Origin of the sequence: Citrobacter sp. CK188, assembly GCF_030333525.1 — a bacterium.
GTDB classification, from domain to species: domain Bacteria; phylum Pseudomonadota; class Gammaproteobacteria; order Enterobacterales; family Enterobacteriaceae; genus Citrobacter_B; species Citrobacter_B koseri.
On record NZ_JAOWFU010000001.1, the window covers coordinates 265,649 to 292,220 of the forward strand.

Sequence of the window (26,572 nt, forward strand, 5' to 3'; positions counted from 1 at the left end):
GACGTAAACGCCTTATCCGGCCGACAGGATCGTCACACCATCCGGCGCTTATCGACGATTAACGCATTGTCACGAACTCTTCCGCCGCCGTTGGGTGAATCGCCACGGTGTTGTCGAAGTCTTTCTTGGTGGCGCCCATTTTCAGTGCGACCGCGAAGCCCTGCAACATTTCATCCATCCCGAAGCCGATGCCGTGAATACCGACAATCTTCTCGTCTTCGCCGACGCACACCAGCTTCATGCGGCAGGGCTGACGGTGAGACGTCACCGCAGTGTACATGGCTGTGAACGATGATTTGTACACTTTCACCTGGTCGTCGCCGTACTGTTCGCGCGCCTGTGGTTCGGTCAGGCCCACGGTGCCAATCGGCGGGTGGCTAAAGACCACGGTCGGAATATTGCTGTAGTCCAGATGCTCGTTCGGCTTGTTGTTGAACAAACGTTCGGAGAGACGACGACCCGCCGCCACGGCGACTGGCGTCAGCTCAACCGCTCCGGTGTTATCGCCCACCGCATAAATACCTTCCACGCTGGTATTCTGGAATTTATCGACGACGATGTACCCTTTTTCGTTGGTTTTCACGCCGGTGGCGGCAAGGTTAACGTTGTCGGTTGCCGGTTCGCGGCCAATCGCCCAAATCAGGCAATCCACCGTTTCGCTGCGACCGTCTTCCAGTTGCAGGGTCAGGCTGCCGTCGGCGTTTTTCACCACCGCTTTCGGGATCGCGTGGGTGTGAAGCGTCGGGCCTTCCGTGTTCATCACTTCAACCAGCGTTTCGGTGATCATCGGGTCAAAGCTGCGCAGCGGCGCGTGTTTACGCACGAACAGGTGCGTTTGGGCGCCCAGGCCGTTAATCACGCCAGCCAGTTCTACGGCGATGTAACCCGCGCCGACCACCGCAACGCGCTCCGGCAGCGCAGGCAGCGCAAAGAAACCGTCGGAGTCGATACCGTATTCCGTACCCGGAATGGACGGATGGCTCGGGCGACCGCCGGTGGCGATCAGAATGTGATCGGCGGTGATCGTTTCCCCATTCACTTCAAGGGTTCTGGCATCCACGAAGCGGGCGAAGCCTTTGATCACATCCACGTTATTTTTACCCAGCACGTTGTCGTACGAGGTGTGAATACGGTCGATATAGGCCGTGCGGCTGGCAATCAGCGTGTCCCAGTTGAACGCGTTGATGGTGGTGTCAAAGCCGTAGTCCGGGCCGTACATATGGATCGCTTCGCGAATCTGCGCGGCATGCCACATCACTTTTTTAGGGACGCAACCGACGTTGACGCAGGTGCCGCCCAGCTCTTTGGCTTCAATCAACGCACATTTCTGACCGTACATAGCGGCACGGTTAATCGAGGCAATACCGCCGCTTCCGCCGCCGATCGCGATGTAATCATAGTGTTTGGTCATGACCGCTCCTTCATGTTCATTGTAGGGCGAATGAGCGCAATGCCATTCGCCAAAATATTCGCGATTGTATACCTGGAATTAAAAGGTTCCACCGATGGCTGTGATTACTCTGGCACGATCCAGCTGACGGACGCGTGCCCGGTGCCCGCTGGAACCAGCTTGCTGTGCAGCCACGGCAGCACGTTGTTCATCTGCTGTTCCAGCTTCCACGGCGGGTTAATGACGATCATGCCAGAGGCGGTCATGCCGCGCTGGTCGCTGTCCGGGCGTACTGCCAGCTCAATTTGCAGGATTTTGCGGATTCCGGTGTCTTCCAGGTCGTGAATCATGCGTTTAATTTGCTGGCGTAACACCACCGGATACCACAGCGCATAGGTGCCGGTGGCAAAGCGCTTATACCCTTCGCTGATGCCGCTGACGACCGCCTGATAATCGGTTTTCATTTCGTAAGGCGGGTCGATGAGGATCAGGCCGCGACGCGAAACCGGCGGCAGTTTGGACTTCAGCTGCATATAGCCGTCGGCACGCTCCACGCGGGCGCGGCTGTCTTTTTGAAACTCAGAACGCAGCAGCGGAAAATCGCTTGAATGCAGCTCCGTCAGTTGCAGGCTGTCCTGCTCACGCAGCAGCTGGCGGGCGATGAGCGGGGAACCCGGGTAGTAACGCAGTTGCCCGTTACGGTTAAAGTGCTCTACCACGCCGATATAAGGCTCCAGCTCGGCCGGTAAATCGTCCTGCTGCCAGATGCGGGCGATCCCTTCCATATATTCACCGGTGCGTTCGGCGTGTTCGCCGCTCAGCTGATAACGGCCAGCGCCAGCGTGCGTGTCCAGATAAAGAAACGGTTTCTCTTTCTCTTTGAGCGACTCGATAATCAGGCTCTGAACAGTGTGTTTGAGGACGTCGGCGTGGTTGCCAGCGTGAAAGCTGTGGCGATAACTGAGCATGGGTAATTAAATTCCGCTGAAATAGACGATTTGTCACAGTTTACAGCAGAAAAGGGCAGATTACCCGTAGGCCGGTAAGCGCAGCGCTACCGGGTATTTTTCCGCTACGCTCGCCATTGAAATTCACTACACTTACCCCCATCTGAAACAAATATGCACAGCGCCGGATGCGCGCTTCATTCACCTCATTCAACAGGACAGCGCTTATGACCAATCCATTACTGACGCCTTTCTCGCTACCGCCGTTTTCCCAAATCCAGCCTGAGCATGTGGTGCCTGCCGTGACAAAGGCGCTGAATGACTGCCGTGAAAACGTGGAGCGGGTAGTGGCGCAGGGCGCGCCGTACACCTGGGAAAATCTCTGCCAGCCGCTGGCGGAAGTGGACGACGTGCTGGGGCGCATTTTCTCTCCGGTCAGCCACCTGAATTCCGTTAAAAACAGCCCGGAACTGCGCGAAGCCTATGAGCAGACGCTGCCGCTGCTGTCTGAATACAGCACCTGGGTTGGTCAGCACGAGGGTCTGTACAATGCGTACCGCGACCTGCGCGACGGCGACCATTACGCGACCCTGAACCTCGCGCAGAAAAAAGCGGTTGATAACGCGCTGCGCGATTTTGAGCTTTCCGGTATTGGTCTGCCGAAGGAAAAACAGCAGCGCTATGGTGAAATCGCCACTCGCCTGTCCGAGCTGGGTAATCAGTACAGCAACAACGTGCTCGACGCTACGATGGGCTGGACGAAGTTAGTGACTGACGACGCGGAACTGGCGGGCATGCCGGAAAGCGCTCTGGCCGCCGCGAAAGCGCAGGCGGAAGCGAAAGAGCAGGAAGGCTGGCTGCTGACTCTGGATATTCCAAGCTATCTGCCGGTGATGACCTACTGCGACAACCCGGCATTGCGTGAAGAGATGTATCGCGCCTATGTGACGCGCGCCTCCGATCAGGGGCCGAACGCGGGTAAATGGGACAACAGCCCGGTGATGGAAGAGATCCTCGCGCTGCGTCATGAACTGGCGCAACTGCTGGGTTTCGACAGCTATGCCTTTAAATCGCTCGCCACCAAAATGGCGGAAAACCCGCAGCAGGTGCTGGATTTCTTAACCGATCTGGCGAAACGCGCGCGTCCGCAGGGCGAGAAAGAGCTGGCGCAACTGCGCGCTTTCGTGAAAGCGACGTTCGGCGTCGATGAACTGCAACCGTGGGATATCGCGTACTACAGCGAGAAACAGAAGCAGCACCTTTACAGCATCAGCGATGAGCAACTGCGCCCGTACTTCCCGGAAAACAAAGCCGTGAACGGCCTGTTTGAAGTGGTACAACGCATTTACGGCATTACGGCCAGAGAGCGTAACGATGTGGATGTCTGGCATCCCGACGTGCGCTTCTTCGAGCTGTATGACGAAAACAACGAACTGCGCGGCAGCTTCTACCTCGATCTGTATGCGCGTGAGCACAAGCGTGGCGGGGCGTGGATGGATGACTGCGTCGGCCAGATGCGCAAAGCCGATGGCTCGCTGCAAAAACCGGTCGCCTACCTGACCTGTAACTTTAACCGTCCGGTTAACGGTAAACCGGCGCTGTTCACGCATGATGAAGTGATCACCCTGTTCCACGAGTTCGGCCACGGTCTGCACCACATGCTGACCCGCATCGAAACGGCGGGCGTTTCCGGCATCAGCGGCGTGCCGTGGGATGCGGTCGAACTGCCGAGCCAGTTTATGGAAAACTGGTGCTGGGAGCCGGACGCGCTGGCGTTTATCTCCGGTCACTACGAGACCGGCGAACCGCTGCCGAAGGAACTGCTGGATAAAATGCTGGCGGCGAAGAACTACCAGGCGGCGCTGTTTATTCTGCGTCAGCTGGAGTTTGGCCTGTTCGACTTTCGTCTGCATGCGGAATTTAACCCGGAACAAGGGGCGAAAATTCTGGAGACGCTTTCTGAGATCAAAAAACAGGTCGCCGTGGTGCCGGGGCCGTCATGGGGCCGCTTCCCGCACGCCTTCAGCCATATTTTCGCTGGGGGGTATGCGGCAGGTTACTACAGCTATCTGTGGGCCGATGTACTGGCGGCGGATGCCTTCTCGCGCTTTGAGGAAGAAGGCATTTTCAACCGCGATACCGGGCAGTCGTTCCTCGACAACATCCTGACTCGCGGCGGTTCGGAAGAGCCGATGGAGCTGTTCAAGCGCTTCCGTGGTCGTGAACCGCAGCTGGACGCGATGCTGACGCACTACGGCATTAAAGGCTGATAGCGTACGTGAAGATCTGCTTAGTTGATGAAACAGGCGCCAGAGACGGCGCCTTATCTGTTCTTGCCGCCCGCTGGGGGTTAGAGCATGACGAAAACAACCCGATGGCGCTGGTGCTGACGACTGCGCATCTGGAGCTGCGTAAGCGCGATGAGCCGAAGCTTGGCGGCATCTTTGTCGATTTTGTCGGCGGGGCGATGGCCCATCGCCGCAAGTTCGGCGGCGGTCGTGGCGAAGCGGTCGCGAAAGCGGTCGGCATTAAAGGCGATTACCTGCCGGATGTGGTCGATGCGACGGCGGGACTGGGGCGCGATGCTTTTGTGCTGGCTTCCGTGGGGTGTCGAGTGCGCATGCTGGAGCGCAACCCGGTGGTCGCGGCGTTGCTGGATGACGGTCTGGCGCGCGGGTATGCTGACCCGGAAATCGGCCCGTGGTTGCAGGAGCGCTTGCAGTTGATCCATGCCTCCAGCCTGACGGCGCTGACGGATATCACGCCGCGCCCGCAGGTGGTTTATCTCGATCCGATGTTCCCGCATAAGCAGAAAAGCGCATTGGTGAAAAAAGAGATGCGGGTGTTTCAGTCGCTGGTCGGGCCGGATCTTGATGCCGATGGTTTGCTGGCGCCAGCGCGCCAGCTGGCGACCAAACGGGTCGTGGTGAAGCGCCCGGATTACGCGCCACCGTTAGCGGATGTCGCCACGCCGAACGCGGTTGTCACCAAAGGCCACCGGTTTGATATTTATGCCGGTACGGCGTTGGTGGAGTAACGAATTGCCCGATGGCGCTTCGCTTATCGGGCCTACGGTTCAGTGCAGGGTACGCCGCCATCCGGCAAGGCTGACTAAACAAACGGCGCCAGCGGATCGGCAATCTCAAACGCCACGGCTCTGTCGGCCTTCGGTGGATAGATCAGCTCGCTGACAATCGACAGCTTGAGTTTTTTCGCTTCCGCACGCGTCAGTTTTACCTGCTGATCCCAGCCTTCGGTGTAGACCGCGCCCCATGCGCCAAGATCCAGACAGGTGACATAGTTTTCCTGACGATACGGCAGAGGAGCGACCTCCAGCAGGTCAGCGGCCGCGTTATTCCCGGCAAACTTGCCCAGCAGAATAGCGTGCTGGCAGGTCATTAACGCATGATTGCCTTTGTCATCGGTTGCGGCGTACGCCACATCGCCAGTGGCATAAATGTCATCGTGACCCACCACCTGAAGCTGAGCATTCACATGTAAACGCCCCTGACGGTCGCGTGGAGCGTCAATCTGCCCGGTCAGATCGTTCGCCTGAACGCCGACGGTCCAGATGACGGTTTGCGACGCGATGGTTTGCCCGTCTTTCAGCGTGATGCCCGTTGCGTCCACGCTTTCCACTTCCGTATTCACCAGCCACTCCACGCCCAGCTCTGCCGACGCTTCGATAATCACGTTGCGCAGTTCTTCGCTGTAGCGAGCGCCAGGCTGCGGGCCGCGTTCAACTACGACTACTCTGGTCTTAGCATCAGCGCCGAGAATATCACGTAAACGGCCAGGCAACTCCAGCGCCATCTCGATCCCGGTAAAGCCGCCGCCGCAAACAACAACGGTATTGCGCGCGTCGCTTTCTTCTTTGTTCGCCAGATCCTTCAGGTGCTGCTCCAGTACGGCGGCGCTTTCCAGTTGATCCAGATCGAACGCATGCGCATCTGCGCCCGTTACGAGTGAACGGTTAACGTGGCTGCCGCTTGCCAGAATCAAACGGTCGTAGCGATGTAAGTGCGTTTTGCCGGAGGCATCTGCCCAGCTCACCTCTTTTGAGTCGGGAAGGATCTGCGCAACCGTCCCGCGCAGGAAGTTGACGCCGGTTTCGTCGAACAGCGGTTGCAGGGGAGCGACCAGCGTCTGGACGGCATTTTCATAAAAGCGAGGGCGTACGCGAAGTTCGGGTTGTGGGGCGATAACGGTGATATCAATTGTGTCATTCTGGTGTTTATCTGCCAGACGGGCGGCGCTCAGCGCGGCCCACATCCCGGAAAAACCTGCACCAACGATCAGAATTTGTTTACGCATTTAGGTTGCACTCAATGTTAACGATGAAGTTATTTACTCGGATTTTATTGGTCGTAGTTAATGAATGCAATGTCATTTGTGCGATCCAGTGGAAAATGATCCAGATCTGTTGGTTATCATTATGATAAATAATGAATTAAATTTTAATTCCTGATGTGCTGTGGTTCTCTGTCTGGCAAGCGCCTGTCGAAAAAGCTACAATAACTCAGAATTATTTTGGCTGAGATAAGAGCATGGCATTCTACAGTTCCGGGGTTGAGTACGGCATCCATAGCCTGATGTGTATGGTGGACAGCAAAGGCGACGCCCGCGATATGAGCGTTCGCGAAATTGCTGACCTGCAAAGCGTGCCCTACGACTATCTGGCCAAGATTTTTACCCGTCTGTCGAAAGCGGGCCTGGTGCGCAGCATCGAAGGCAAAGGCGGTGGTTTTCAGCTCGCCAGGCCTGCCGAACACATCACGGTGCTGGATGTGGTCAACGCCATTGACGGTGACAAGCGCATCTTTGAATGCCGTGAAATTCGCCAGCGTCTGGCTGTTTTTGATGAGCAACCTCCGGCGTGGGCCTGCGAAGGTATCTGCGGCGTGCGCTCGGTAATGGACATGGCGCAGCAGCGTATGGAAGAAGCGTTAGGGCAGCATACCATTCTCGATCTGGCGCGTAAGATGTACCGCAAAGCGCCAGAGACCTTTGTGGTTGAAGTGCAGGAATGGATTGACGCGCGTAAAGGGTAAATGCCCGAACGCAGGCCGGATGCGGCTATGTCCGATAGCGCTGTGCTTATCGGACTATGTTGCGATTAGACTGTTTTGAAAAGATTAACCATCTCTGGATTACGCTCTATCACCCGAAGAACCTTAAGATAAGTTCCGGTAGGGATACGCCTCTTCTGCTCCCAGGCCTGAATCAGGGAAGATGAGACGCCTATTGCCTGTGCAAACTCATTCTGCTTCATATTGGCTTTCTTCCTGATAGCTTTGACATCTGGAAGTTCATATCGGGTGATTCGGGCAGCAGGTTTGCGACCCTGGCTGATTTCAACGGCCTCGCTTGCAGATTCCATCAGATCTTTAAAGAAATCGTTCATAACGAGCCCTCTTTTAGTTGGTGAATGATGGATTTGAGGGCGTTTTTTTCTTCGCCGCTCAGACTATCCTTTTTGTTCTTAGGGTAAGCCATGAAAAGCCAGATACGCCCTTCGCTATTTTGAAAATAGTAAATACTACGAATCCCGCCGCTTTTTCCCTTACAGTGGCTTGCTGGAGCAAAACGAACTTTCCTGCAACCACCTGTACCCTGAATTAAATCACCTTCCAGCGGGTTTATAATGAGCATTTCCTGAAATGCGCGATATTCATCCTCGGTGAGCAGAGCTTCCCGCTGGCGGGCAAAGACAGAAGTCTCAATAAATTCAATGTAGTTCATGGTCATGTCCGTCCATGATGACCTGTTTGTTTAAATTATACTCTTACATAGTAAGAGTTAACAGATAAAAAAACCGCGATGTTACTCGCGGTCAGAACTAAAAGTTGACGCTTATTTACTGCTATCCGGCGTATTAATCATCCGGTTCAACCACGGCACCATAATCGCCATCACAACGGTGACCGCCAGTGTGACGAGGCCTATTTTGCTGAACACGCCGGTGTAGATAGGCAGCGTCTGGAGCGGGTCGGTGATGTTTTCCGGTACGGCGGTGAAGGTTGCGACATAGCCGCCCAGCAGGAAAGCCGCCGCCTGCGTCAGGAACCACATCCCGAGAATAAAGCCCATCAGGTGCTGAGGCACCAGCGCGGCAACCATTGCCAGCCCCAGGGCGCTAATCAGCAACTCACCCAGACTCTGGAACAGGTACACCAGCACAATAAACCACGGTGAAGTCAGCCCCTGCGCATCGGCGAACCACATGCCTGCGGCGGCGGCGGTCAAAAAGCCCAGCGAACAGAGGAACATGCCCAGCGTAAACTTCATCGGCATGGTCAGATCTTTGCCTTTGCTCCCCAGACGCGTGTAAATCGCCGCCAGTACCGGGCTGGCAACCACCACCCAGAACGGGTTCAGCGCCTGGAAGCTGACCGGGTTAATGGTAAAACCGAGAATATCGTGATGTACGTTATTGATTGCGAAGAAATTCAGCGATGTAGGCATCTGTGCGTACAGAATATAAAACAGCACCGCTTCAAGCATCAGGATAAAAGCGACGAACATTTTGTTGCGTCCGGTTTTATCCAGACGAAACGCTTCACGGAAGAAGAAAATGATGACCACAATCGACAGGACGATCAGCACCAGGTTGGCGATTTTTACGTTATGCATCAGCCAGGCGCAGAGGAAAATCATGGCGACGGTGCCGATCAGTACGGCGAGCAGATTACGGAAGCTCAGCGGCTTATGGTCTGGCTCTGAACCGATATCTTTCACCATGCCGCGACAGGCGAAGTAGACCAGCAGCGCGACAATCAGCCCGGCGCCGCACAGGTTATAGGTAACGGCATAGCCGAATTTGTCGGCGATGACCGGGGCGAGGGAGAGCGACAGCAGCGACCCGATGTTAATCGACATATAAAACAGGGTGAACGCGCCGTCCAGACGGGGGTCTTTGGGCAGGTAACACTTGGACAGCAGGCTCGCAGGGTTGGCTTTAAACAGCCCGTTACCGACGGCAATCGTCCCCAGCGCGATAAAAATCAGGCTCGGTTTCAGTAACGATAATCCGGTCATGAAGTAGCCGATCGCCAGGACAATCGCCCCCAGTACCAGGGTACGCTTAGTTCCCAGCAGGTGATCGCCAACGTAGCCGCCAATGGATATCAGGCCGTACACCAGTGCGGCAAATGCGCCAAAGGTGATAAATGCCTGTTCCTGAGAGAAGCCAAGCTGTTTAACAAAGAAAACTGCCAGGATGCCCTGGACGCCGTAATAGCCGAATCGCTCCCATAATTCTACAAAAAAGATCATGAAGAACGGACGGGGTTGCTGTAGCAAGCCCGTAGGTGCAGTTGTATTCATATTCCTTCGCCTTTCAATGCCATCCCGAAAAGTATGAACGCGTATGCCAAAACGCGCCGAAAAAGTCTGACTCTGTTATAGACTGCGGTCATTAACCGAATGAATAGATTATTATAGAGATGGTTTTCGATCTAATTAGTTGATCACACTAATTATGATTTGTGGTCTGGAATGTTGTACTGGAATGTGTTCGAGGGAAGGCATAAACAAAAACGCCCGCATTGGCGGGCGCTGTGTATATCGGGCTGATGAATGCCTGGCCGGATAAGGCGTCAGCCGCCATCCGGCACAACAGAACTTACTCTTCTTCGTCGCGCAGCGGAACAATCAGCATGTCGACATGCACGGTATTAATCAGCTGGCGTGCTGAAGACATCAGTTTGCTCCAGAAGTCCTGATGATGACCGCAAACGACCAGATCCATATCGTATTTTTTGATCGCGTCAACCAGTACCTGACCCAGATCGCCGCTGCCGCTCAGGGTTTCGGTGATAGGATAACCGGCATTGGTGGAAAGTTCGGTCAGCGCATGGTGTGTTTCTTCAGAGATGCGTTTTTGCATATCGCCCAGATTCACGTCGATCAGGCCGGTGTACAGGTCAGAGTAATTGACATCAACGTGGATAAGAGAGACTTTCGCGTTGTAAGGACGCGCCATTGAAACCGCTTTTTCTACCAGAACTTTACTTTCCGGGGAAAGGTCAACCGCGATGAGAATGTGTTTGTAAGCCATAGTGTTACTCCTTCCATAAGTTGTCGATGACTAGCCAGCTAGCGTTTCTTGTGCCGCCGCGTCACCCGCGTCCTGCGAACTACAGCGCGGGGCTAGCCCAGCCGAGAAGTGAATGTAAAGACTATCCTTACATTATAGCGACCTGGATAATCCGTCAATCCGCCTTGCTTGCCAATCAGTTAAACAAAATTTTCAGTTAATTGCATTGATAGCGGTTAACCTTCTGGCAAAAAAATTAACTGATCTCCTACACTATTTAATAGAGCCGTTCGGATGCAGGGCACTGGCGTGAACGGTTTAGCAGGACTCTTTCACTGAACTGTCTGGCTGAGTATCGGGGGAGCGGTAGTCCCGGAGAGGAGCTCCGTGGGCGGGTCGCCGGGGAGGAGGTATGATAAGCACCGTCGCATTATTCTGGGCTTTATGTGTCGTTTGCATTGTTAATATGGCGCGCTATTTCTCATCGTTACGCGCGCTGTTAGTGGTACTGCGTGGTTGCGATCCATTGCTCTACCAATATGTGGATGGAGGTGGCTTCTTTACCTCGCATGGTCAACCCAACAAACAGATGCGTCTGGTGTGGTATATCTACGCGCAACGTTATCGCGATCACCACGATGATGAATTCATCCGCCGTTGTGAACGTGTTCGCGGCCAGTTCATCCTCACCAGCGCATTATGCGGTCTGGTGCTGATCAGTATGGTTGCGCTGTTGATTTGGCACTGAGCAAAAAAAGCGGGTCAGTTTCCTGACCCGCTCAATACGGTTGATTCTGCATTCCTTTGCCTGATGGCGCGTCGCTTTAAGGCCTACGTGCTGCGTTTTTGTAGGCCGGATAAGGCATCGCCGCCATCCGGCACGGTCGCGCTTAGATAATCTTCAGCGAGATCCAGTACAGCACGCCGGACAGAATAATCGCCGCTGGCAGGGTAAACACCCAGGCCATCAGAATGCTGGTGACCGTTTTGCGCTGTAGACCGCCACCGTCCACAACCATTGTCCCCGCGACGGAGGAAGAAAGGACGTGCGTGGTGGATACCGGCATACCGGTGTAGCTGGCGAGACCGATAGAGACTGCGGCCGTCATCTGCGCCGACATCCCTTGCGCATAGGTCATGCCTTTCTTACCAATCTTCTCACCGATGGTAGTCGCCACGCGGCGCCAGCCGATCATGGTGCCAATACCCAGCGCCAGCGCGACGGCCATGATTATCCAGATCGGCGCGTACTCAATGGTGCTCAGCATATCGGTTTTCAGTTTTTTCAGCAGACGCTGGTCGTCATTGCTTACGCCAGGCAGCTTCACGACTTTATCGGTCGTGTCGGAGATGCACAGCATAATGCGACGCAGCTGGCTACGCTGGTCAACGCTTAACGTGTCGTAGCTTTCCAGATTCGCCAGCATACCTTTCGCGCGATCAAGCGCATTGATGGTATTCGCCGGGTGGCAATGGAACTCTGCGGGTTCTGTCGCGCCCGGTTCCGGTGCGGGAATCAGCTGATCCACGCCGGTGACTTTTTTCAGCAGATCAGGGTGCTGCTGGAAGTACGTTTCGACGTTGTTGATGGCGTCGCGGGTACGGGTAATTTCATAGCCGGATGCGTTCATATTGACGACGAAGCCCGCAGGCGCCACGCCAATCAGAACCAGCATGACCAGACCAATGCCTTTCTGACCATCGTTAGCGCCATGAGAGAACGCCACGCCGATAGCCGAGAGGATAAGTGCGATACGCGTCCAGAATGGCGGCTTTTTCTTACCGTCTTTCTTTTCACGTTCAGCAGGGGTCAGGTGGATACGTGCGCGCTTTTTAGTGCCGCTCCAGTAGCGACGCAGCAAAAAGATCAGACCGCCAGCAAACACCAGGCCTACGATAGGGGAGACAATCAATGACCCAAAGATATTGATAACTTTAGGTATATTTAGCGCATCCACCACTGAAGTGCCGGTCATCATTGCATTGGTTAAACCGATACCAATGATGGCGCCAATCAGCGTATGGGAACTGGAGGCAGGCAGACCAAAGTACCATGTACCGAGGTTCCAGATAATGGCCGCCAGCAACATAGAGAACACCATAGCGAGGCCATGTGCGGAACCCATGTTAAGCAGCAAATCCGTAGGCAACATATGCACGATGGCATAGGCTACACTCAGACCGCCCAGTAGAACGCCAAAGAAGTTAAAGACCGCAGCCATAACAACCGCCAGTTGCGAACGCATCGCACGGGTATAAATCACGGTTGCCACTGCGTTGGCTGTATCATGGAAGCCGTTAATCGCTTCGTAGAACAGCACAAAAGCCAGAGCAAGCAATAATAAAAGCCCGGTATGTAAATCCAGGCCAGCAAACAAATGTAGCATAGGACGTTACGCCATTTTGAGGACATGAACGCGGCGCATTATCAGTGACTTTCGCGGCGCGGGCAAAGTGAAATATAGACTTTTTTTGATATAACGCCTGCTTAATGTCATGCCACTAAAGAATTATCTTATAGAATTCAATTAAATACTCATATCCATCGATTTTGGCGCTGGTGCGACCACTGAGGAATCTTTACAATTCACGCCCTGTTTTCAGAGAGGATCGCAAAGTGGAAAGGTTTGATGCCGTTATTATAGGCGCTGGCGCGGCGGGTATGTTCTGTGCGGCGCAGGCCGGTCAGGCGGGGCGCCGCGTGCTGCTCATCGATAATGGTAAAAAACCGGGGCGTAAGATCCTGATGTCCGGCGGCGGGCGCTGCAACTTCACGAATCTGTATGTCGAACCTGCTGCCTATCTGAGCCAGAACCCCCATTTCTGCAAATCGGCGCTGGCGCGTTACACCCAGTGGGACTTTATCGATCTGGTGGGCAAACACGGCATCGCCTGGCATGAAAAGACGCTCGGCCAGCTGTTCTGCGACGACTCTGCGCAGCAAATTGTCGATATGCTGGTGGCGGAATGCGCAAAGGGCAACGTGACGATGCGCCTGCGCAGCGAAGTGCTCAGCATTGCGCGTGATGACGAAGGGTTTACCCTGGAACTGAACGGCATGACGGTCGCGGCGAAAAAAGTGGTGATCGCCACGGGCGGTCTCTCCATGCCGGGTCTGGGCGCGTCGCCGTTGGGTTATAAAATTGCTGAACAGTTTGGTCTGGATGTCCTGCCGACCCGCGCCGGGCTGGTGCCCTTCACGTTGCATAAACCGCTGCTGGAGCAGCTTCAGGTGTTATCCGGCGTTTCGGTGCCTGCGGTGATCGCGGCGCAGGACGGTACGGTATTCCGTGAAAATCTGCTCTTTACCCACCGTGGGCTGTCAGGCCCGGCGGTTTTACAGATTTCGAGTTTCTGGCAGCCCGGCGAATTTGTCAGCATCAATTTGCTGCCGGAGGTCGATCCTGATGATTTCCTCAATGAACAACGTTGCGCGCACCCGAATCAAAGCCTGAAAAATACGCTGGCGATGCAGTTGCCGAAGCGCCTGGTGGAATGTTTACAGCAGCTTGGGCAGATCCCGGATGTTTCCCTGAAACAGTTGAACGCACGCGAGCAGCAAGCGCTGATTGAAACGCTGACCGAATGGCGCGTACAGCCTAACGGTACGGAAGGCTATCGCACGGCGGAAGTGACGCTTGGCGGCGTGAACACCGATGAACTTTCTTCGCGCACGATGGAGGCCCGAAAAGTGCCGGGACTTTATTTTATCGGCGAGGTGATGGATGTCACCGGTTGGCTGGGGGGCTATAACTTCCAGTGGGCCTGGTCGAGCGCGTGGGCATGTGCGCAGGCGCTGAGCGAAGGATAACGGGTTTGCCCGACCAGAGAGCGGTCGGGCGCAGTCGTCAGTTCAGGCCAAGAAAATACTGGGCGATTTTAAAATAGATAATCAGTCCGGTGCCGTCGATCAGCGTGGCGATAAACGGCGCAGAGACCACCGCAGGGTCGATGCCGATGCGCTTGAGCACCATCGGGATCACCGATGACACCACCGCGCTCCACAGCGTAATGCATACCAGCGTCAGGCTGACGATCAGCGTGATTTCCACGCCGATACCCATCATCCAGGCGCGCAGACAACCCGCCAGGCCCAGCGTTATGGCGATCAGCAGCGAGGTCGATGCCTCTTTGCGAATGACCCGCCCCATGTCGCGCAGCCGCACTTCGCCCAGTGCCATTGCGCGCACCAGCGTAGAGGTTATTTGCGTGCCGCTGTTGCCGCCGGTGCCAATCAGCAGGGGGATGAAGAAGGCCAGCGCAATCGCTGACTCCAGCGCCTCTTCGAAATGTTGCAGTACGCTACTGGTATAGGCTTCCGCCACAAACAGCAGCAGTAGCCACACAGAACGTTTCTTCCACAGCGTCCACGGGCTGATGTCCAGATACGGTTTCTCCAGCGGCAGCGTCGCCCCCTGGCGCTGCACGTCTTCAGTGACGTCATCTTCCAGAAGATGGGCAATCTCTTTTTCCATCAGGCAGCCGACCAGCTCGCCTTTATCGACGACCGGCACCAGATCGAGCTGGCGTTCGGTCAGCTCGGCAATGATGTGTGGACGTTCGTCGTCGGGTTTGACGCGAAACAGGCAACTGTCCATTAAGGCGTGGATAGATTGCGCCGTGTCGCTTGCCTGTAAAAGTTTCTTGATGGATAAAACCCCGCGCAGCTGTTTTTCCGCAACCACAAACACCTGGCCGGGAATATCATCTGAGGTGAGTTGCGACACAAAGAATTCACGCGCCTCATGAACGCTGAGATGATCCGGCAGCGTAATAAAATCGGTACGCATATATTGCGCGATAGCATCGCCGTCAAAAGCCGGAGCCGGGTGATGTGCGTTGCAAACGTGGATGGATGACATTGATGTAATTCCCTATAAAAAGCTCTCATAGGGGCGAACAAGACAGGATGAGCACAGGCAGATCCCTACGTCCTGGTTTTAGCACTGCACAACGTATCTGTCCGGTGTTTACGCCGTCAGAAGTTACCTTGGCAACACCTTGATTCGATGGATGCCTGTATTTCCCTGAGTGGTCTCTCTCGATACCAGCAGGGCGGTAACTTATATTTGTGCAGGAGCCTCGCCATAACGAGATCGATAAAATGAGCCGCCAGTATAGAGAATGTTAACCATTCACAATGTTTATAATTTAGATGGTTTATCAACGGTTGATATACCACATCGTCTCTCTGCCAATAAAAGCCAGCGAAACCCATTAAAGAATGAAGTGAATAGACATAACGGGTATTGGTGTTAGTATTTCATTGATAGTACATATGAGTATGCGTGTTTCATTTACGGCCAGGAACGCTGATGATGACAACATTAGTACCCGTTTTTCGAGCATTTCCGTCATTCACTTTCCTTTACGGCGAGCGCCGCGCTGACGCCTGCATGCCGTCTGGCCATTTTCTTTTTTTCCTTCTTATCCCGGATGGAATATCCCGCTGAACATGTGTTCGGGGGGGGTTGTGACACGCATTGTTGGCTAACAGGGATCACGGCGGGTCGGATATGGACAAAATAAAGCGTCATCTGGTGTGGTGGAGTGTTGGCATCCTGGTGGCAATAGCAGCCGTAGCGTGGTGGATGCTACGTCCTGCTGGCGTACCGGATGGCTTTGCCGCCAGCAACGGCAGAATTGAGGCAACAGAAGTCGATATTGCCACCAAAATCGCCGGTCGAATTGACACCATTCTGGTGTCGGAAGGGCAATTTGTGCGCCAGGGCGAGGTGCTGGCGAAGATGGACACCCGCGTGTTGCAGGAACAGCGGCTGGAAGCCATCGCGCAAATCAAAGAGGCTGAAAGCGCGGTTGCCGCCGCGCGCGCCCTGCTGGAGCAACGCCAGAGCGAAACGCGCGCCGCCCAGTCGGTGGTGAAGCAGCGTGAAGCCGAGCTGGATTCGGTCTCCAAACGTCATGTGCGTTCCCGCTCGCTGTCGCAGCGCGGTGCGGTTTCCGCTCAACAGCTGGATGACGATCGCGCCGCTGCCGAAAGCGCTCGCGCCGCGCTGGAATCCGCCAAAGCCCAGGTCTCTGCGACGAAAGCGGCGATTGAAGCGGCCCGCACCAGCATTATTCAGGCGCAGACCCGCGTAGACGCGGCGCAGGCTACCGAACGACGCATTGTGGCGGACATCGATGACAGTGAATTAAAAGCGCCGCGAGATGGCCGCGTCCAGTACCGCGTTGCCGAACCGGGAGAGGTGCTGTCTGCGGGCGGCCGGGTGCTGAATATGGTCGATCTCAGCGATGTCTACATGACCTTCTTCCTGCCGACCGAGCAGGCCGGCCTGCTGAAAATTGGCGGAGAAGCGCGCCTGGTGCTGGATGCCGCGCCCAGCCTGCGCATTCCGGCCACCATCAGTTTTGTCGCCAGTGTTGCGCAGTTCACGCCGAAAACCGTCGAAACCAGCGATGAACGGCTGAAGCTGATGTTCCGCGTGAAGGCGCGTATCCCGCCAGCGCTGTTACAGCAGCATCTGGAATACGTTAAAACCGGTTTGCCGGGTATGGCATGGGTGCGGCTGGATGAACAGCGCCCCTGGCCTGACGATCTGGCGGTGAGGCTGCCGCAATGACGAACCTGGCGCGTCTTCCCATTCCTACCGTGGCGCACCTTGACGGCGTGAGTCAGCATTACGGGGCAACGGTGGCGCTGAACAACATCACGCTGGATATCCCCGCTCGCTGTATGGTGGGGCTGATTGGCCCGGATGGCGTCGGTAAGTCGAGCCTGCTGTCGCTTATCTCCGGCGCGCGCGTTATCGAGCAGGGCAATGTGCGGGTGCTGGGCGGCGACATGCGCGACGCGACGCACCGCCGCGATGTCTGCCCACGGATAGCCTGGATGCCGCAGGGGCTGGGAAAGAACCTCTACCATACGCTGTCGGTGTATGAGAACGTCGATTTCTTCGCGCGTCTCTTCGGGCATGATAAAGCGGAGCGTGAAGCGCGAATTACCGATCTGCTGAACAGCACCGGGCTGGCGCCGTTTCGCGATCGCCCGGCGGGGAAGCTCTCGGGCGGCATGAAACAAAAACTGGGGCTGTGCTGCGCGCTGATCCATGACCCGGAACTGCTGATTCTTGATGAGCCTACCACCGGGGTTGACCCGCTTTCCCGCGCCCAGTTCTGGGCGTTGATCGACAGCATTCGTCAGCGGCAGACTAACATGAGCGTGCTGGTTGCCACGGCCTATATGGAAGAAGCCGAGCGTTTCGACTGGCTGGTGGCGATGAACGCAGGTGAAGTGATGGCGACGGGCAGTGCGCAAGAACTGCGGGACAAAACCGGCAGCGCCACGCTGGAGCAGGCGTTTATCGCCCTGTTGCCAGAGGCGCAGCGCCAGGCGCACAAACCCGTTGTTATCCCGCCTTATGATGCGACGCAGGAAGAGATCGCTATTGAGGCGAAAGATCTGACCATGCGGTTTGGCAATTTCGTCGCCGTCGATCACGTCAATTTCCGCATCCCGCGCGGAGAGATTTTTGGTTTTCTGGGATCGAACGGCTGCGGCAAGTCCACCACCATGAAAATGCTCACCGGGCTGCTGCCTGCCAGCGAAGGGGGAGCCTGGCTGTTCGGACAGTCGGTTGACCCGAAGGATATCGAAACCCGCCGCCGGGTGGGTTACATGTCGCAGGCGTTTTCACTCTACAGCGAGCTGACCGTGCGGCAAAACCTGGAGCTACATGCCCGCCTGTTCCACATCCCGGACGCAGAGATTCCGCAGCGCGTAGCGCAGATGAGCGAGCGTTTTATGCTCTCTGACGTCGAAGATATGCTGCCGGAGGCGCTGCCGCTCGGTATTCGCCAGCGCTTGTCGCTGGCGGTGGCGGTGATCCATCGCCCGGAAATGCTGATTCTGGATGAGCCGACCTCCGGCGTGGACCCGGTCGCCAGGGATATGTTCTGGCAGTTGATGGTGGATCTGTCGCGCCAGGATAAGGTGACCATTTTTATCTCCACCCACTTTATGAACGAAGCGGAACGCTGTGACCGTATGTCGCTGATGCACGCCGGAAAGGTGCTTGCCAGCGGCACGCCGCAGGAACTGGTAGAACGGCGGGGCGCTGCCAGTCTTGAAGAGGCGTTTATCTCCTGGTTACAGGAAGCCGCAGGGCCTGCGCCAGTATCACCGCTGCCGCCAGCGGACGCGCCAGACGCGCATAAAACGAGTAAACCGCCGCGCCAGGGCTTTAGTCTGCGACGCCTGTTCAGCTACAGCCGCCGTGAAGCGCTGGAGCTGCGTCGCGATCCGGTGCGGTCAACGCTGGCCTTGCTGGGGACGGTCATTTTGATGCTGATCATGGGCTACGGTATCAGCATGGATGTGGAAAATCTGCGCTTTGCCGTGCTCGATCGCGATCGGACCGTCAGCAGCCAGGCCTGGTCGTTGAACCTGGCGGGGTCTCGCTATTTTATCGAGCAGTCGCCGCTCACCAGCTATGACGATCTTGACCGACGTATGCGCTCGGGCGAGGTGGCGGTCGCGATAGAACTTCCGCCCAATTTTGGACGGGATATCGCCCGCGGCACGCCGGTGCAGATTGGCGTGTGGGTAGATGGCGCAATGCCCAGTCGCGCCGAAACGGTAAGGGGATACGTACAGGCGATGCACCAGAGCTGGCTACAGGATGTGGCGAGCCGTCAGCCGAATGCCAGCAGCCAGGGCGGGCTGATGACCATTGAAACGCGCTATCGCTACAACCCGGATGTGAAAAGCCTGCCAGCGATTGTGCCGGCGGTGATTCCGCTGCTGTTGATGATGATCCCGTCGATGCTCAGCGCCCTGAGCGTGGTGCGTGAAAAAGAGCTGGGATCGATTATCAACTTGTATGTGACGCCGACCACCCGCAGCGAATTTTTACTCGGTAAACAGTTGCCGTACATCGCGCTGGGGATGCTGAACTTCCTGTTGCTCTGCGCGCTGTCGGTGTTCGTTTTTGGCGTGCCGCATAAGGGCAGCTTCCTGACGCTCACCCTGGCGGCGCTGCTCTACGTCACCATCGCCACCGGAATGGGGCTGCTGATTTCGACGTTTATGAAAAGCCAGATCGCCGCGATTTTCGGCACCTCGATCATTACGCTGATCCCGGCGACGCAATTCTCCGGGATGATCGACCCGGTGGCGTCGCTGGAAGGGCCGGGGAGATGGATCGGCGAGATCTACCCGACCAGCCATTTTCTGACGATCGCGCGAGGGACGTTCTCGAAAGCGCTGGATCTGATGGATCTCTGGCCGCTGTTCGTGCCGTTGGCGATCGCCATTCCGCTGGTGATTGGCCTGAGCGTATTGCTGCTGAAAAAACAGGAGGGGTGATGCGCCGATTACGCAATATTTATAACCTCGGTATCAAAGAGCTACGCAGCCTGCTGGGGGATAAGGCAATGCTGACGCTGATTGTCTTTGCCTTCACGATTTCGGTGTACTCCTCCGCCACCGTTCTGCCGGGTTCGCTGCACTTTGCGCCAATCGCGATTGCCGATATGGACCAGTCTCAGCTGTCGAATCGCATTGTGAACAGCTTCTATCGCCCGTGGTTCCTGCCGCCGGAGATGATCACCGCCGATGAGATGGACGCCGGACTGGATGCCGGACGTTACACCTTTGCCGTCAATATTCCGCCCAATTTCCAACGGGATGTGCTGGCGGGGCGGCAGCCGGATATTCAGGTGAACGTCGATGCGACGCGCATGAGTCAGGCGTTTACCGGCAACAGCTATATCCAGAACATTATCAGCGGCGAGGTGAACAGCTTTGTGGCGCGTTACCGCGACAATAGCGAGCCGCTGGTCTCGCTGGAAACCCGGATGCGCTTCAACCCAAATCTGGACCCGGCATGGTTCGGCGGCGTAATGGCGATTATTAATAACATCACCATGCTGGCGATTGTGCTGACCGGCTCGGCGCTGATCCGCGAGCGGGAGCACGGGACGATTGAACACCTGCTGGTGATGCCGATCACCCCGTTTGAGATCATGATGGCGAAGGTCTGGTCGATGGGGCTGGTGGTGCTGGTGGTTTCCGGGCTGTCGCTGATGCTGATGGTGAAGGGGGCACTCGGCGTGCCGATTGAGGGCTCCATTCCGCTGTTTATGCTGGGGGTCGCGTTAAGCCTGTTCGCCACCACGTCTATCGGCATTTTTATGGGCACCCTGGCGCGTTCGATGCCGCAACTGGGGCTGCTGATGATTCTGGTGCTGCTGCCGTTGCAGATGCTCTCCGGCGGTTCCACGCCGCGTGAAAGTATGCCGCAGGTGGTGCAGGACATCATGCTGACGATGCCGACCACTCACTTTGTCAGCCTCGCGCAGGCGATACTTTATCGCGGCGCCGGGTTTGGCATCGTCTGGCCGCAGTTTCTGACGCTGCTGGCGATCGGCAGCGCTTTCTTCCTGATAGCGCTACTGCGTTTCAGAAAGACGATTGGCACGATGGCGTAAACATTATTGCCGGATGGCGGCTGCGCCTTATCCGGCCTGTGAACTACCAACGGAAACGATGTAGGCCGGGCAAGCGAAGCGCCCCCGGCAACGAAACGGGCAATCACTCTTCCTTCGGCAAACACTGCAAATGACCGTGGCGCACGCCGCGCTGGGCGATGACGTCATCGGCAAAATGCTGAACGTCGCCCATGTCGCCTTTCAGTACGGCGATCTCCAGACAGTCGTCGTGATTAATGTGTACATGCAGCGTCGCCACCGACAAATCATGGTGATGATGCTGAGTGGAAACGATGCGGCTGGCTAAATCGCGTTTCTCATGCTCATAAACATACGAGAGCACCGCGAAGCCCTGGGTGCCGTGCTCCTGCGTGGCCTCCTGCGCCAGCGCGCCGCGCAGAATGTCACGAATCGCTTCGGAGCGGTTGTTGTAGCCCCGGCGCTGGCTCAGGCTATCCAGCGTTTCGAGTAAATCGTCATCGAGAGTAATAGTGACACGTTGCATCTGAATTAAACCTTTTCTGTCGCGCGACGGCGCACGGGAAATGCGGGAAGTACCGCATTTTGTAACACACGCCCGGCGTCAGAGGAAAAGGTTAATGTGTCACCTACGGTTCGCGTCTCAACAATCTGCCCTTCATCCATCACCATTACCCGGTGGCAAAAACGTTCCACCAGACGTAAATCGTGGGTGATAAACAGACAGGCGGTGCCGAACTGCTGTTGCAGCTTTTTGAGCAGACGAATGACGCCCGCCTGCAATACCAGATCGAGGTTGGAGACCGCTTCATCCAGAATCAGTAATTTGGGTTCGACCGCCAGCGCCCGCGCCAGGCAGACGCGTTGTAATTGCCCGCCGCTCAGCTGTGGCGGACGTTTATCCAGAAGCGTGTCGTCCAGATCCACCGCCCGCAGCATCTCGCTGGCGCGCGCGATTTGCTCGGCTCTGGAAAGCGACAGCAAATGGCGCATCGGTTCACGCAGGATCTCGCGTACGGTTTTACGCGGGTTTACCGCGCTGATTGAGTCCTGAAACACCATCTGGATATCACGGCGAAACGCTTTTTGTCTGGCCCGGTTAAGCGTGGAGAGCGGCTCGTCCTGCCAGCAGACACGGCCCTGCGTCGGCGATTCCAGCCCGACCAGCAGGCGGGCAAGCGTGCTTTTCCCGCAGCCGCTACGCCCCAATAACGCCACGGTTTCGCCGCTTTTCAGGCTTAATGACACCTCTTTCAGCACCGTGTGATGCTGATGTTTGCCGCTGAGGTTAGCGTGCGCGTATTGATGGGAAATACCGCTTACCGTCAGTAACGTCATGAGGCTAACTCCATACCGTACAGCGCGAGATGCGCCGAAACCAGATTACGCGTCACGCTATGCTGCGGGGTGCGGAATAACGTTTCAACGTCACCCAGTTCTACGATCTTGCCGTTGTCCATTACTGCCACATCGTCCGCCAGTCGCGCGACGACGCCCATATCATGAGTGACCAGCAACATACCGGGCGCGCGGCTACGCATAATGCTTTCCAGGAGATCGAGGATTCGTGCCTGGGCGACCACATCCAGGTCGGTTGTTGGTTCGTCCGCGATGATGAACGGCGCGTCACACAGCAGCGCCATCGCAATCATCATGCGTTGCAGCATGCCGCCGCTCATCTCGAACGGGTAAAGCTTCAGCACCCGCGCGGCATTTTCCAGACCTACCGCCTCCAGCGCCGCGATAAGCGTGGCGTCATCCGCCGGTTTACCTGCCGCCAGGCAGGTTTCTTTTGCGTGGGCCGCCATCGTGTGCAGCGGATTAAAGGCGCTGCGCGGGTTCTGCATGATGGTCGCGACCTTAATTCCACGCAGCTTGCAGGGGGAAATCGGCTGACCATCGGCCAGAATGGCGCCCGCTGTCTGACGCACGCCTGCGGGCAGGATGCCCAGCGCCGCCGCGCAGGTCAGCGATTTACCGCTGCCGCTGCCGCCTACCAGCGCCAGTACGCGCCCGCGCCTGAGCGCTAACGACACGCCGTGCACCAACGGTCTGTCTGCTTGCAACACAATGTTTTGTAATTCAATTTGTTGTGGCATCAGTGGGCATGCTCCGTCACCAGATGAGGGTCGAGGTGATCGCGCAGGGCGTCACCCACCATGTTAAAGGCCATCACGCTGATAAACAGCGCCAGTCCCGGCCAGAACATCTGTAGCGGCTGAGTCCAGATATACTGGCGCGCATCGTTAATCATTACGCCCCATTCCGGCGTTGGCGCAGTGACGCCGAGGCCGAGGAATGACATCCCGGCGACGTGCAGCATCATATGGCCGATATCCAGCGTCGCCAGCACGAGCAGGGAGGGAATTACCGCCCCGGCCAGGTGGTCGATAAACACGCGCACATGCCCGGCGCCGGAAAGGCGCGAGGCGAGCACAAATTCACGCTGGCGCAGGGAGATCACCAGGCTGCGCACCATCCGCGCATACCAGGCCCAGTGCGACAGGGCGATTGCGATGATGACGTTGGTCAACCCCGTCCCCAACACGCCCACGAGGAAAAAAGAGAGGATGGAGGTCGGGAACGTCATAAAGATATCCGCGACGCGCATGGTGAACTGATCGACGCGACCGCCCATCAGCCCGGCGCTGCCGCCGACGATCAGCCCCAGCGCTAACACCAGCAACAAACAGGCGATTACGGAACCGAGCGAGACGCGGGTTGCCGCCAGCAGGCGGGAGAAAATATCGCGTCCCAGATGGTCGGTGCCCAGCCAGTGCTGGCTGTCCGGCGACAGTAAACGTGACGGTAAATCAATCGCCTGCGGATCGTACGGCAACCACCACTGGCTGGTGAGCGCGATGATCGCCAGCAAAGCGATAATGAGGAGCGCCAGGCGCACCGGCCAGCGTGCAGAGAGAAAAAAATTCACGAATGCGCTCCTTCATGGCGACGAATGCGCGGGTCCAGCGCGGCGTTCAGCAGGTCAACAATCAGGTTACAGACCACGAAAACCACCACCATAATGAGCGTAAAGCACTGAATGACCGGGTAGTCGCGGTTAAAAATGGCTGACACCGCATAGCGCCCGACGCCCGGCCAGGCGAAGATGTTTTCGATAATCATCGTGCCGCCAATCAGTTCGCCAATGTGCATCCCGACGGCGGTAATCATGGGTAGCGAAGCGTTACGCAGAATATGGCGGCGCTCGGTTTGTTTCGCGTTCAGGCCGCGCAGACGCGCCCATGTGACGTGGCGCTGACCGGCGACTTCCAGCATGCTGGCGCGCAGCAGGCGGGCGTTAATCGCCAGCGACATAAACGCAATCGACACCGCAGGCAGAATGATGTGCTGCCAGCCGCCGTAGCCCATTGCCGGTAGCCACTTTAAATACACCGAGAAGAACATCACCAGCAGGAAGGCGAGCCAGAAGTTGGGCATTGATACGCCGAGAAACGCGATCAGCCGCACGATGAAGTCCGGCAGACGGTCACGATGGCGCGCCGCCCAGATCCCCAGCGGTACAGACGTGAGCAGGATCAGCACCAGCGCCGCGCCCGCCAGCTGTAGCGTGGCGGGCAGAAAGTTCAGTACGTCCTCCAGCACCGGGCGCTGAGTGGCGAAAGAGATGCCAAAATCCAGATGCAGCGCTTTCCACAGCCAGGAGCCGTACTGCACGACCAGCGGTTGATCCAGCCCCAGCATAACCCGCGTGGAGGCGACCATCTCTGGCGTTGGCGGTAAGTTAGAGAGTCGCAGATAGTCGAGCGCCGGGTCGCCGGTGCCCATGCGCAGCATTAAAAAGATAATTACCGACGCGGCGAAAATCATCGGGATCAGCAGTAAAATGCGCCGCACAATATAACGCAGCATCAGGGTTTCACCGGGTTGATCTGTTCAAATGGGATCTCGGAGGTAATGGGCGCATAAGGAATTTTCCCCAGCTCGGGTTTCGCCACCACCATCATCGACATATAGCTGATGGGCAGATACACCGCATCGTTATGCAGACGCGTCAGGATGTCGCGATACAGAGACTTACGCTGCGCCTCATCGGTGGTGGTGAGCACCTCGCCAATTTCTTTATCAATTTGCGCTTTGTCCGGCAGCCCAAGCTGCGCCTGATAATCGGCGTGGGACGGTACGCGCATCGAGCTCATAAACGCATGCGGATCGTACGGCGCGCCCCAGGTGCGGGAGAAAATCATCCCAAAACGGCCATCGCGCATACGGGCATAAATACTGCTCTCTTCCTCGCCTACCAGCGACACATCGACGCCCACTTTGCGCATATCGGCCTGGATGATTTCCGCCATCGATTTGCTCAGCGCGTCGGTGCCGATATAGGCCAGCTCAACGTGCAGCGGCTGACCGGCTTTTTCACGAATGGTTTTCCCGGCAGGCAATGTCCAGCCCGCTTTTTCCAGCAGCGCATTAGCCTGTTGGGGATCGTACTGGCGTGGTTTCAGGCCAATGTCGGCGTAAGGCACGGAGGGGGCAAACAGCGTATCGGCGATCTGCTGGGTGCCGTACAGGGCATTATCGATCAGCGATTTTTTATTTACCGCATAGTTCAGCGCTTCACGCACCGCCAGCTCGTTGGTTGGCGCTTTGGCGGAGTTCAGCGCCAGCATGACGGTCTCAACCGGCGCGGAAAGCTGGGTACGGTATTCCGGCGTCTGGCTGAAACGGGCGAAGGTATCGAGCGGCAGCAGTCCTTCATTGCCATACAGCTGGTCAATATCGCCGGTCTCAAAGGCCACCGCACGGGTCGTCGGGTCCGGGATCACTTTAATCGTTATCTGGCGGATCGCGGGTTTCTCGCCCCAGTAGTGGTCATTGCGTACCAGCACGTCGTACTGGTTGAGCTTCGACGCTTTCAGAACCCACGGCCCGGTTCCGACAGGCGCTTTAATGCCGTTCATCGTTTCGTTGTTTTTAAACTGGGACGGGGCGATAAAGCGGAAAGGGCGCGGCAGGGCGAGTTCTTGCAGGAAAGGATAATAGGCGCTTTTCAGGGTGATTTGCAGTTCGGTTTTACTCAGCGCTTTGACGTCGGTGATTTGGTTCGTCAGCTCCAGCCAGGCATGGCGCTGGCGGTTATCAAGCACCGCGCGGAAGTTCTCTGCTGCGGCCTGGGCGTTAAACGCTTCGCCGTTAGAGAAGGTTACGTCATCGCGCAGCGTAAACACCCAGGTTTTGCCATCTGCCGAGTGGGTCCAGCTTTTTGCCAGCCAGGGTTTTACTGAACCATCCGCCTGATACTTCACCAGCGGTTCATACACCATGCTCTGGGCGAACATCTGGTTAGGCGTATAAAGGTGCGGATTTAGCGGCCCTACGTTTACCGGCCATGCGGTGGTGATCTCGTCAGGTGCGGCGGCATGCGCGAGGAATGACGCACAGGCCAGCAGCGCAAAAAGTGTGCGGCGTAGTCTGGACAAAATGGTGGCCCCGATTAAAAAGAGGTACGACTAAATGAGTATGACGATTCTAAAGATTCATCATACTTTTGACGTGTTCTGGATCAATAGTTGGGCGGTCAAAGGGAGAAGGTATACGAAAATCATATGGTAGCGGATGTTTTCTATGAGGAGATTATTTCACTCTGAAATATTGTGCCGTTCACTTTAGGTTCAGCATTTATCTGGAGCCTCGTCACCTGTGAACGTGCAAGGGAGGCTCGCCGCCGCCTCCCTTGCAACCCTGGCTCTCCGGCAAGGAAAATCGCCGCTGCGCGGTTTATTCGCCTTATTCCGTCTGCCT

The 26,572-nt window shown here is 56.5% G+C and carries 23 protein-coding genes and 1 riboswitch; of the genes, 8 read left to right on the top strand and 15 right to left on the bottom strand.

The annotated features are described in order from the left end of the window. Positions 1-58 precede the first annotated feature (58 nt). Together gorA and OGV67_RS01200 are read right to left on the bottom strand one after the other, a co-directional pair. Entirely contained in the window at positions 59-1,411 is a 1,353-nt protein-coding gene (gene gorA / locus OGV67_RS01195) for a glutathione-disulfide reductase (RefSeq protein ID WP_047460436.1), read from the bottom strand. Between the two features lie 104 nt (positions 1,412-1,515). Beyond that, complete coding sequence (locus tag OGV67_RS01200) at positions 1,516-2,358, bottom strand: 23S rRNA (adenine(2030)-N(6))-methyltransferase RlmJ (RefSeq protein WP_012135639.1); 843 nt, start codon at positions 2,356-2,358, stop codon at positions 1,516-1,518. Between the two features lie 206 nt (positions 2,359-2,564). Between OGV67_RS01200 and prlC the strand changes: the two genes are divergently transcribed. Both prlC and rsmJ read left to right on the top strand, forming a co-directional pair. Beyond that, entirely contained in the window at positions 2,565-4,607 is a 2,043-nt protein-coding gene (prlC, locus tag OGV67_RS01205) for an oligopeptidase A (RefSeq protein WP_115614333.1), read from the top strand. Positions 4,608-4,615: 8 nt separating this feature from the next. Then, positions 4,616-5,374, top strand: a complete 759-nt coding sequence (rsmJ, locus tag OGV67_RS01210) for a 16S rRNA (guanine(1516)-N(2))-methyltransferase RsmJ (RefSeq protein WP_071259284.1) — start codon at positions 4,616-4,618, stop codon at positions 5,372-5,374. A 74-nt stretch (positions 5,375-5,448) separates the two neighbouring features. On the opposite strand, the gene OGV67_RS01215 is transcribed toward rsmJ, so the two are convergent. After that, positions 5,449-6,651: an NAD(P)/FAD-dependent oxidoreductase gene (locus OGV67_RS01215; RefSeq protein ID WP_012135635.1), complete on the bottom strand. Its 1,203-nt coding sequence runs from the start codon at positions 6,649-6,651 to the stop codon at positions 5,449-5,451. 233 nt (positions 6,652-6,884) lie between these two features. Between OGV67_RS01215 and OGV67_RS01220 the strand changes: the two genes are divergently transcribed. Beyond that, a complete protein-coding gene (locus tag OGV67_RS01220) occupies positions 6,885-7,388 on the top strand; it encodes an RrF2 family transcriptional regulator (protein ID WP_012135633.1) in 504 nt (167 codons plus the stop codon). A gap of 65 nt (positions 7,389-7,453) precedes the next feature. Here OGV67_RS01220 and nadS read toward each other — a convergent pair whose 3' ends face one another. The 4 genes from nadS to uspA form a co-directional block, all read right to left on the bottom strand. Further along, positions 7,454-7,741 (bottom strand): NadS family protein, encoded by a 288-nt coding sequence (gene nadS / locus OGV67_RS01225; protein ID WP_058668245.1) that lies wholly within the window; start codon positions 7,739-7,741, stop codon positions 7,454-7,456. Next, positions 7,738-8,079: a type II toxin-antitoxin system RelE/ParE family toxin gene (locus OGV67_RS01230; protein WP_048902455.1), complete on the bottom strand. Its 342-nt coding sequence runs from the start codon at positions 8,077-8,079 to the stop codon at positions 7,738-7,740. Before OGV67_RS01230 ends, nadS begins: the two co-directional genes overlap by 4 nt. A 111-nt stretch (positions 8,080-8,190) precedes the next feature. Next, complete coding sequence (dtpB, locus tag OGV67_RS01235; protein WP_012135629.1) at positions 8,191-9,663, bottom strand: dipeptide/tripeptide permease DtpB; 1,473 nt, start codon at positions 9,661-9,663, stop codon at positions 8,191-8,193. A 298-nt stretch (positions 9,664-9,961) separates the two neighbouring features. Beyond that, positions 9,962-10,396 carry a universal stress protein UspA gene (gene uspA, locus OGV67_RS01240; RefSeq protein WP_000323571.1) on the bottom strand — a complete coding sequence of 145 codons (435 nt, stop codon included), beginning with the start codon at positions 10,394-10,396 and terminating at the stop codon, positions 9,962-9,964. A gap of 391 nt (positions 10,397-10,787) precedes the next feature. Here uspA and uspB point away from each other — a divergent pair, with 391 nt between their 5' ends. Continuing rightward, the gene (gene uspB, locus OGV67_RS01245) at positions 10,788-11,123 is read left to right on the top strand and encodes a universal stress protein UspB (protein WP_012135627.1); all 336 of its coding nucleotides are present in this window, start codon (positions 10,788-10,790) and stop codon (positions 11,121-11,123) included. Between the two features lie 142 nt (positions 11,124-11,265). On the opposite strand, the gene pitA is transcribed toward uspB, so the two are convergent. After that, the gene (gene pitA / locus OGV67_RS01250; protein ID WP_012135626.1) at positions 11,266-12,762 is read right to left on the bottom strand and encodes an inorganic phosphate transporter PitA; all 1,497 of its coding nucleotides are present in this window, start codon (positions 12,760-12,762) and stop codon (positions 11,266-11,268) included. 230 nt (positions 12,763-12,992) lie between these two features. On the opposite strand from pitA, the gene OGV67_RS01255 reads away from it, so the two are divergent. Further along, a complete protein-coding gene (locus OGV67_RS01255; protein WP_047460455.1) occupies positions 12,993-14,186 on the top strand; it encodes a BaiN/RdsA family NAD(P)/FAD-dependent oxidoreductase in 1,194 nt (397 codons plus the stop codon). A gap of 37 nt (positions 14,187-14,223) precedes the next feature. Here OGV67_RS01255 and OGV67_RS01260 read toward each other — a convergent pair whose 3' ends face one another. Further along, positions 14,224-15,237: a magnesium transporter gene (locus OGV67_RS01260; RefSeq protein WP_104868068.1), complete on the bottom strand. Its 1,014-nt coding sequence runs from the start codon at positions 15,235-15,237 to the stop codon at positions 14,224-14,226. Between the two features lie 56 nt (positions 15,238-15,293). Beyond that, positions 15,294-15,477: riboswitch (M-box (ykoK) riboswitch) on the bottom strand. A gap of 414 nt (positions 15,478-15,891) precedes the next feature. Here OGV67_RS01260 and OGV67_RS01265 point away from each other — a divergent pair. Genes OGV67_RS01265 through OGV67_RS01275 form a run of 3 tightly spaced genes read left to right on the top strand, consistent with a single transcriptional unit; the run spans position 15,892 to position 20,827 of the window. Further along, on the top strand, positions 15,892-16,959 hold the full coding sequence (locus tag OGV67_RS01265; RefSeq protein ID WP_012135621.1) for an HlyD family secretion protein: 1,068 nt from the start codon (positions 15,892-15,894) through the stop codon (positions 16,957-16,959). Continuing rightward, positions 16,956-19,703, top strand: a complete 2,748-nt coding sequence (rbbA, locus tag OGV67_RS01270) for a ribosome-associated ATPase/putative transporter RbbA (RefSeq protein WP_115614334.1) — start codon at positions 16,956-16,958, stop codon at positions 19,701-19,703. The genes OGV67_RS01265 and rbbA overlap by 4 nt, the downstream gene beginning before the upstream one ends. Next, positions 19,703-20,827 carry an ABC transporter permease gene (locus tag OGV67_RS01275; protein ID WP_115614335.1) on the top strand — a complete coding sequence of 375 codons (1,125 nt, stop codon included), beginning with the start codon at positions 19,703-19,705 and terminating at the stop codon, positions 20,825-20,827. Before rbbA ends, OGV67_RS01275 begins: the two co-directional genes overlap by 1 nt. Positions 20,828-20,930: 103 nt before the next feature. On the opposite strand, the gene nikR is transcribed toward OGV67_RS01275, so the two are convergent. From nikR to nikA, 6 genes are read right to left on the bottom strand one after another with little or no spacing between them, the layout of a single operon-like run. After that, a complete protein-coding gene (nikR, locus tag OGV67_RS01280; RefSeq protein WP_012135616.1) occupies positions 20,931-21,332 on the bottom strand; it encodes a nickel-responsive transcriptional regulator NikR in 402 nt (133 codons plus the stop codon). A 5-nt stretch (positions 21,333-21,337) separates the two neighbouring features. Beyond that, positions 21,338-22,144, bottom strand: a complete 807-nt coding sequence (nikE, locus tag OGV67_RS01285) for a nickel import ATP-binding protein NikE (protein WP_012135615.1) — start codon at positions 22,142-22,144, stop codon at positions 21,338-21,340. Beyond that, the gene (nikD, locus tag OGV67_RS01290; protein ID WP_115181015.1) at positions 22,141-22,905 is read right to left on the bottom strand and encodes a nickel import ATP-binding protein NikD; all 765 of its coding nucleotides are present in this window, start codon (positions 22,903-22,905) and stop codon (positions 22,141-22,143) included. The genes nikE and nikD overlap by 4 nt, the downstream gene beginning before the upstream one ends. Further along, entirely contained in the window at positions 22,905-23,738 is an 834-nt protein-coding gene (gene nikC / locus OGV67_RS01295) for a nickel ABC transporter permease subunit NikC (protein WP_012135613.1), read from the bottom strand. The genes nikD and nikC overlap by 1 nt, the downstream gene beginning before the upstream one ends. Beyond that, entirely contained in the window at positions 23,735-24,679 is a 945-nt protein-coding gene (gene nikB, locus OGV67_RS01300; protein ID WP_012135612.1) for a nickel ABC transporter permease subunit NikB, read from the bottom strand. The genes nikC and nikB overlap by 4 nt, the downstream gene beginning before the upstream one ends. Continuing rightward, the gene (gene nikA / locus OGV67_RS01305) at positions 24,679-26,253 is read right to left on the bottom strand and encodes a nickel ABC transporter substrate-binding protein (protein WP_115614337.1); all 1,575 of its coding nucleotides are present in this window, start codon (positions 26,251-26,253) and stop codon (positions 24,679-24,681) included. Before nikA ends, nikB begins: the two co-directional genes overlap by 1 nt. Positions 26,254-26,572: the final 319 nt, after the last annotated feature.

What these genes read in the sequence shown, in the direction of transcription:
- gorA (WP_047460436.1), bottom strand. Translation starts at nt 1,411, where the DNA reads ATGACCAAACACTATGATTACATCGCGATCGGCGGCGGAAGCGGCGGT.
- OGV67_RS01200 (WP_012135639.1), bottom strand. Translation starts at nt 2,358, where the DNA reads ATGCTCAGTTATCGCCACAGCTTTCACGCTGGCAACCACGCCGACGTC.
- prlC (WP_115614333.1), top strand. Translation starts at nt 2,565, where the DNA reads ATGACCAATCCATTACTGACGCCTTTCTCGCTACCGCCGTTTTCCCAA.
- OGV67_RS01215 (WP_012135635.1), bottom strand. Translation starts at nt 6,651, where the DNA reads ATGCGTAAACAAATTCTGATCGTTGGTGCAGGTTTTTCCGGGATGTGG.
- OGV67_RS01220 (WP_012135633.1), top strand. Translation starts at nt 6,885, where the DNA reads ATGGCATTCTACAGTTCCGGGGTTGAGTACGGCATCCATAGCCTGATG.
- nadS (WP_058668245.1), bottom strand. Translation starts at nt 7,741, where the DNA reads ATGAACGATTTCTTTAAAGATCTGATGGAATCTGCAAGCGAGGCCGTT.
- OGV67_RS01230 (WP_048902455.1), bottom strand. Translation starts at nt 8,079, where the DNA reads ATGAACTACATTGAATTTATTGAGACTTCTGTCTTTGCCCGCCAGCGG.
- dtpB (WP_012135629.1), bottom strand. Translation starts at nt 9,663, where the DNA reads ATGAATACAACTGCACCTACGGGCTTGCTACAGCAACCCCGTCCGTTC.
- uspA (WP_000323571.1), bottom strand. Translation starts at nt 10,396, where the DNA reads ATGGCTTACAAACACATTCTCATCGCGGTTGACCTTTCCCCGGAAAGT.
- uspB (WP_012135627.1), top strand. Translation starts at nt 10,788, where the DNA reads ATGATAAGCACCGTCGCATTATTCTGGGCTTTATGTGTCGTTTGCATT.
- pitA (WP_012135626.1), bottom strand. Translation starts at nt 12,762, where the DNA reads ATGCTACATTTGTTTGCTGGCCTGGATTTACATACCGGGCTTTTATTA.
- OGV67_RS01260 (WP_104868068.1), bottom strand. Translation starts at nt 15,237, where the DNA reads ATGTCATCCATCCACGTTTGCAACGCACATCACCCGGCTCCGGCTTTT.
- OGV67_RS01265 (WP_012135621.1), top strand. Translation starts at nt 15,892, where the DNA reads ATGGACAAAATAAAGCGTCATCTGGTGTGGTGGAGTGTTGGCATCCTG.
- rbbA (WP_115614334.1), top strand. Translation starts at nt 16,956, where the DNA reads ATGACGAACCTGGCGCGTCTTCCCATTCCTACCGTGGCGCACCTTGAC.
- OGV67_RS01275 (WP_115614335.1), top strand. Translation starts at nt 19,703, where the DNA reads ATGCGCCGATTACGCAATATTTATAACCTCGGTATCAAAGAGCTACGC.
- nikR (WP_012135616.1), bottom strand. Translation starts at nt 21,332, where the DNA reads ATGCAACGTGTCACTATTACTCTCGATGACGATTTACTCGAAACGCTG.
- nikE (WP_012135615.1), bottom strand. Translation starts at nt 22,144, where the DNA reads ATGACGTTACTGACGGTAAGCGGTATTTCCCATCAATACGCGCACGCT.
- nikD (WP_115181015.1), bottom strand. Translation starts at nt 22,905, where the DNA reads ATGCCACAACAAATTGAATTACAAAACATTGTGTTGCAAGCAGACAGA.
- nikB (WP_012135612.1), bottom strand. Translation starts at nt 24,679, where the DNA reads ATGCTGCGTTATATTGTGCGGCGCATTTTACTGCTGATCCCGATGATT.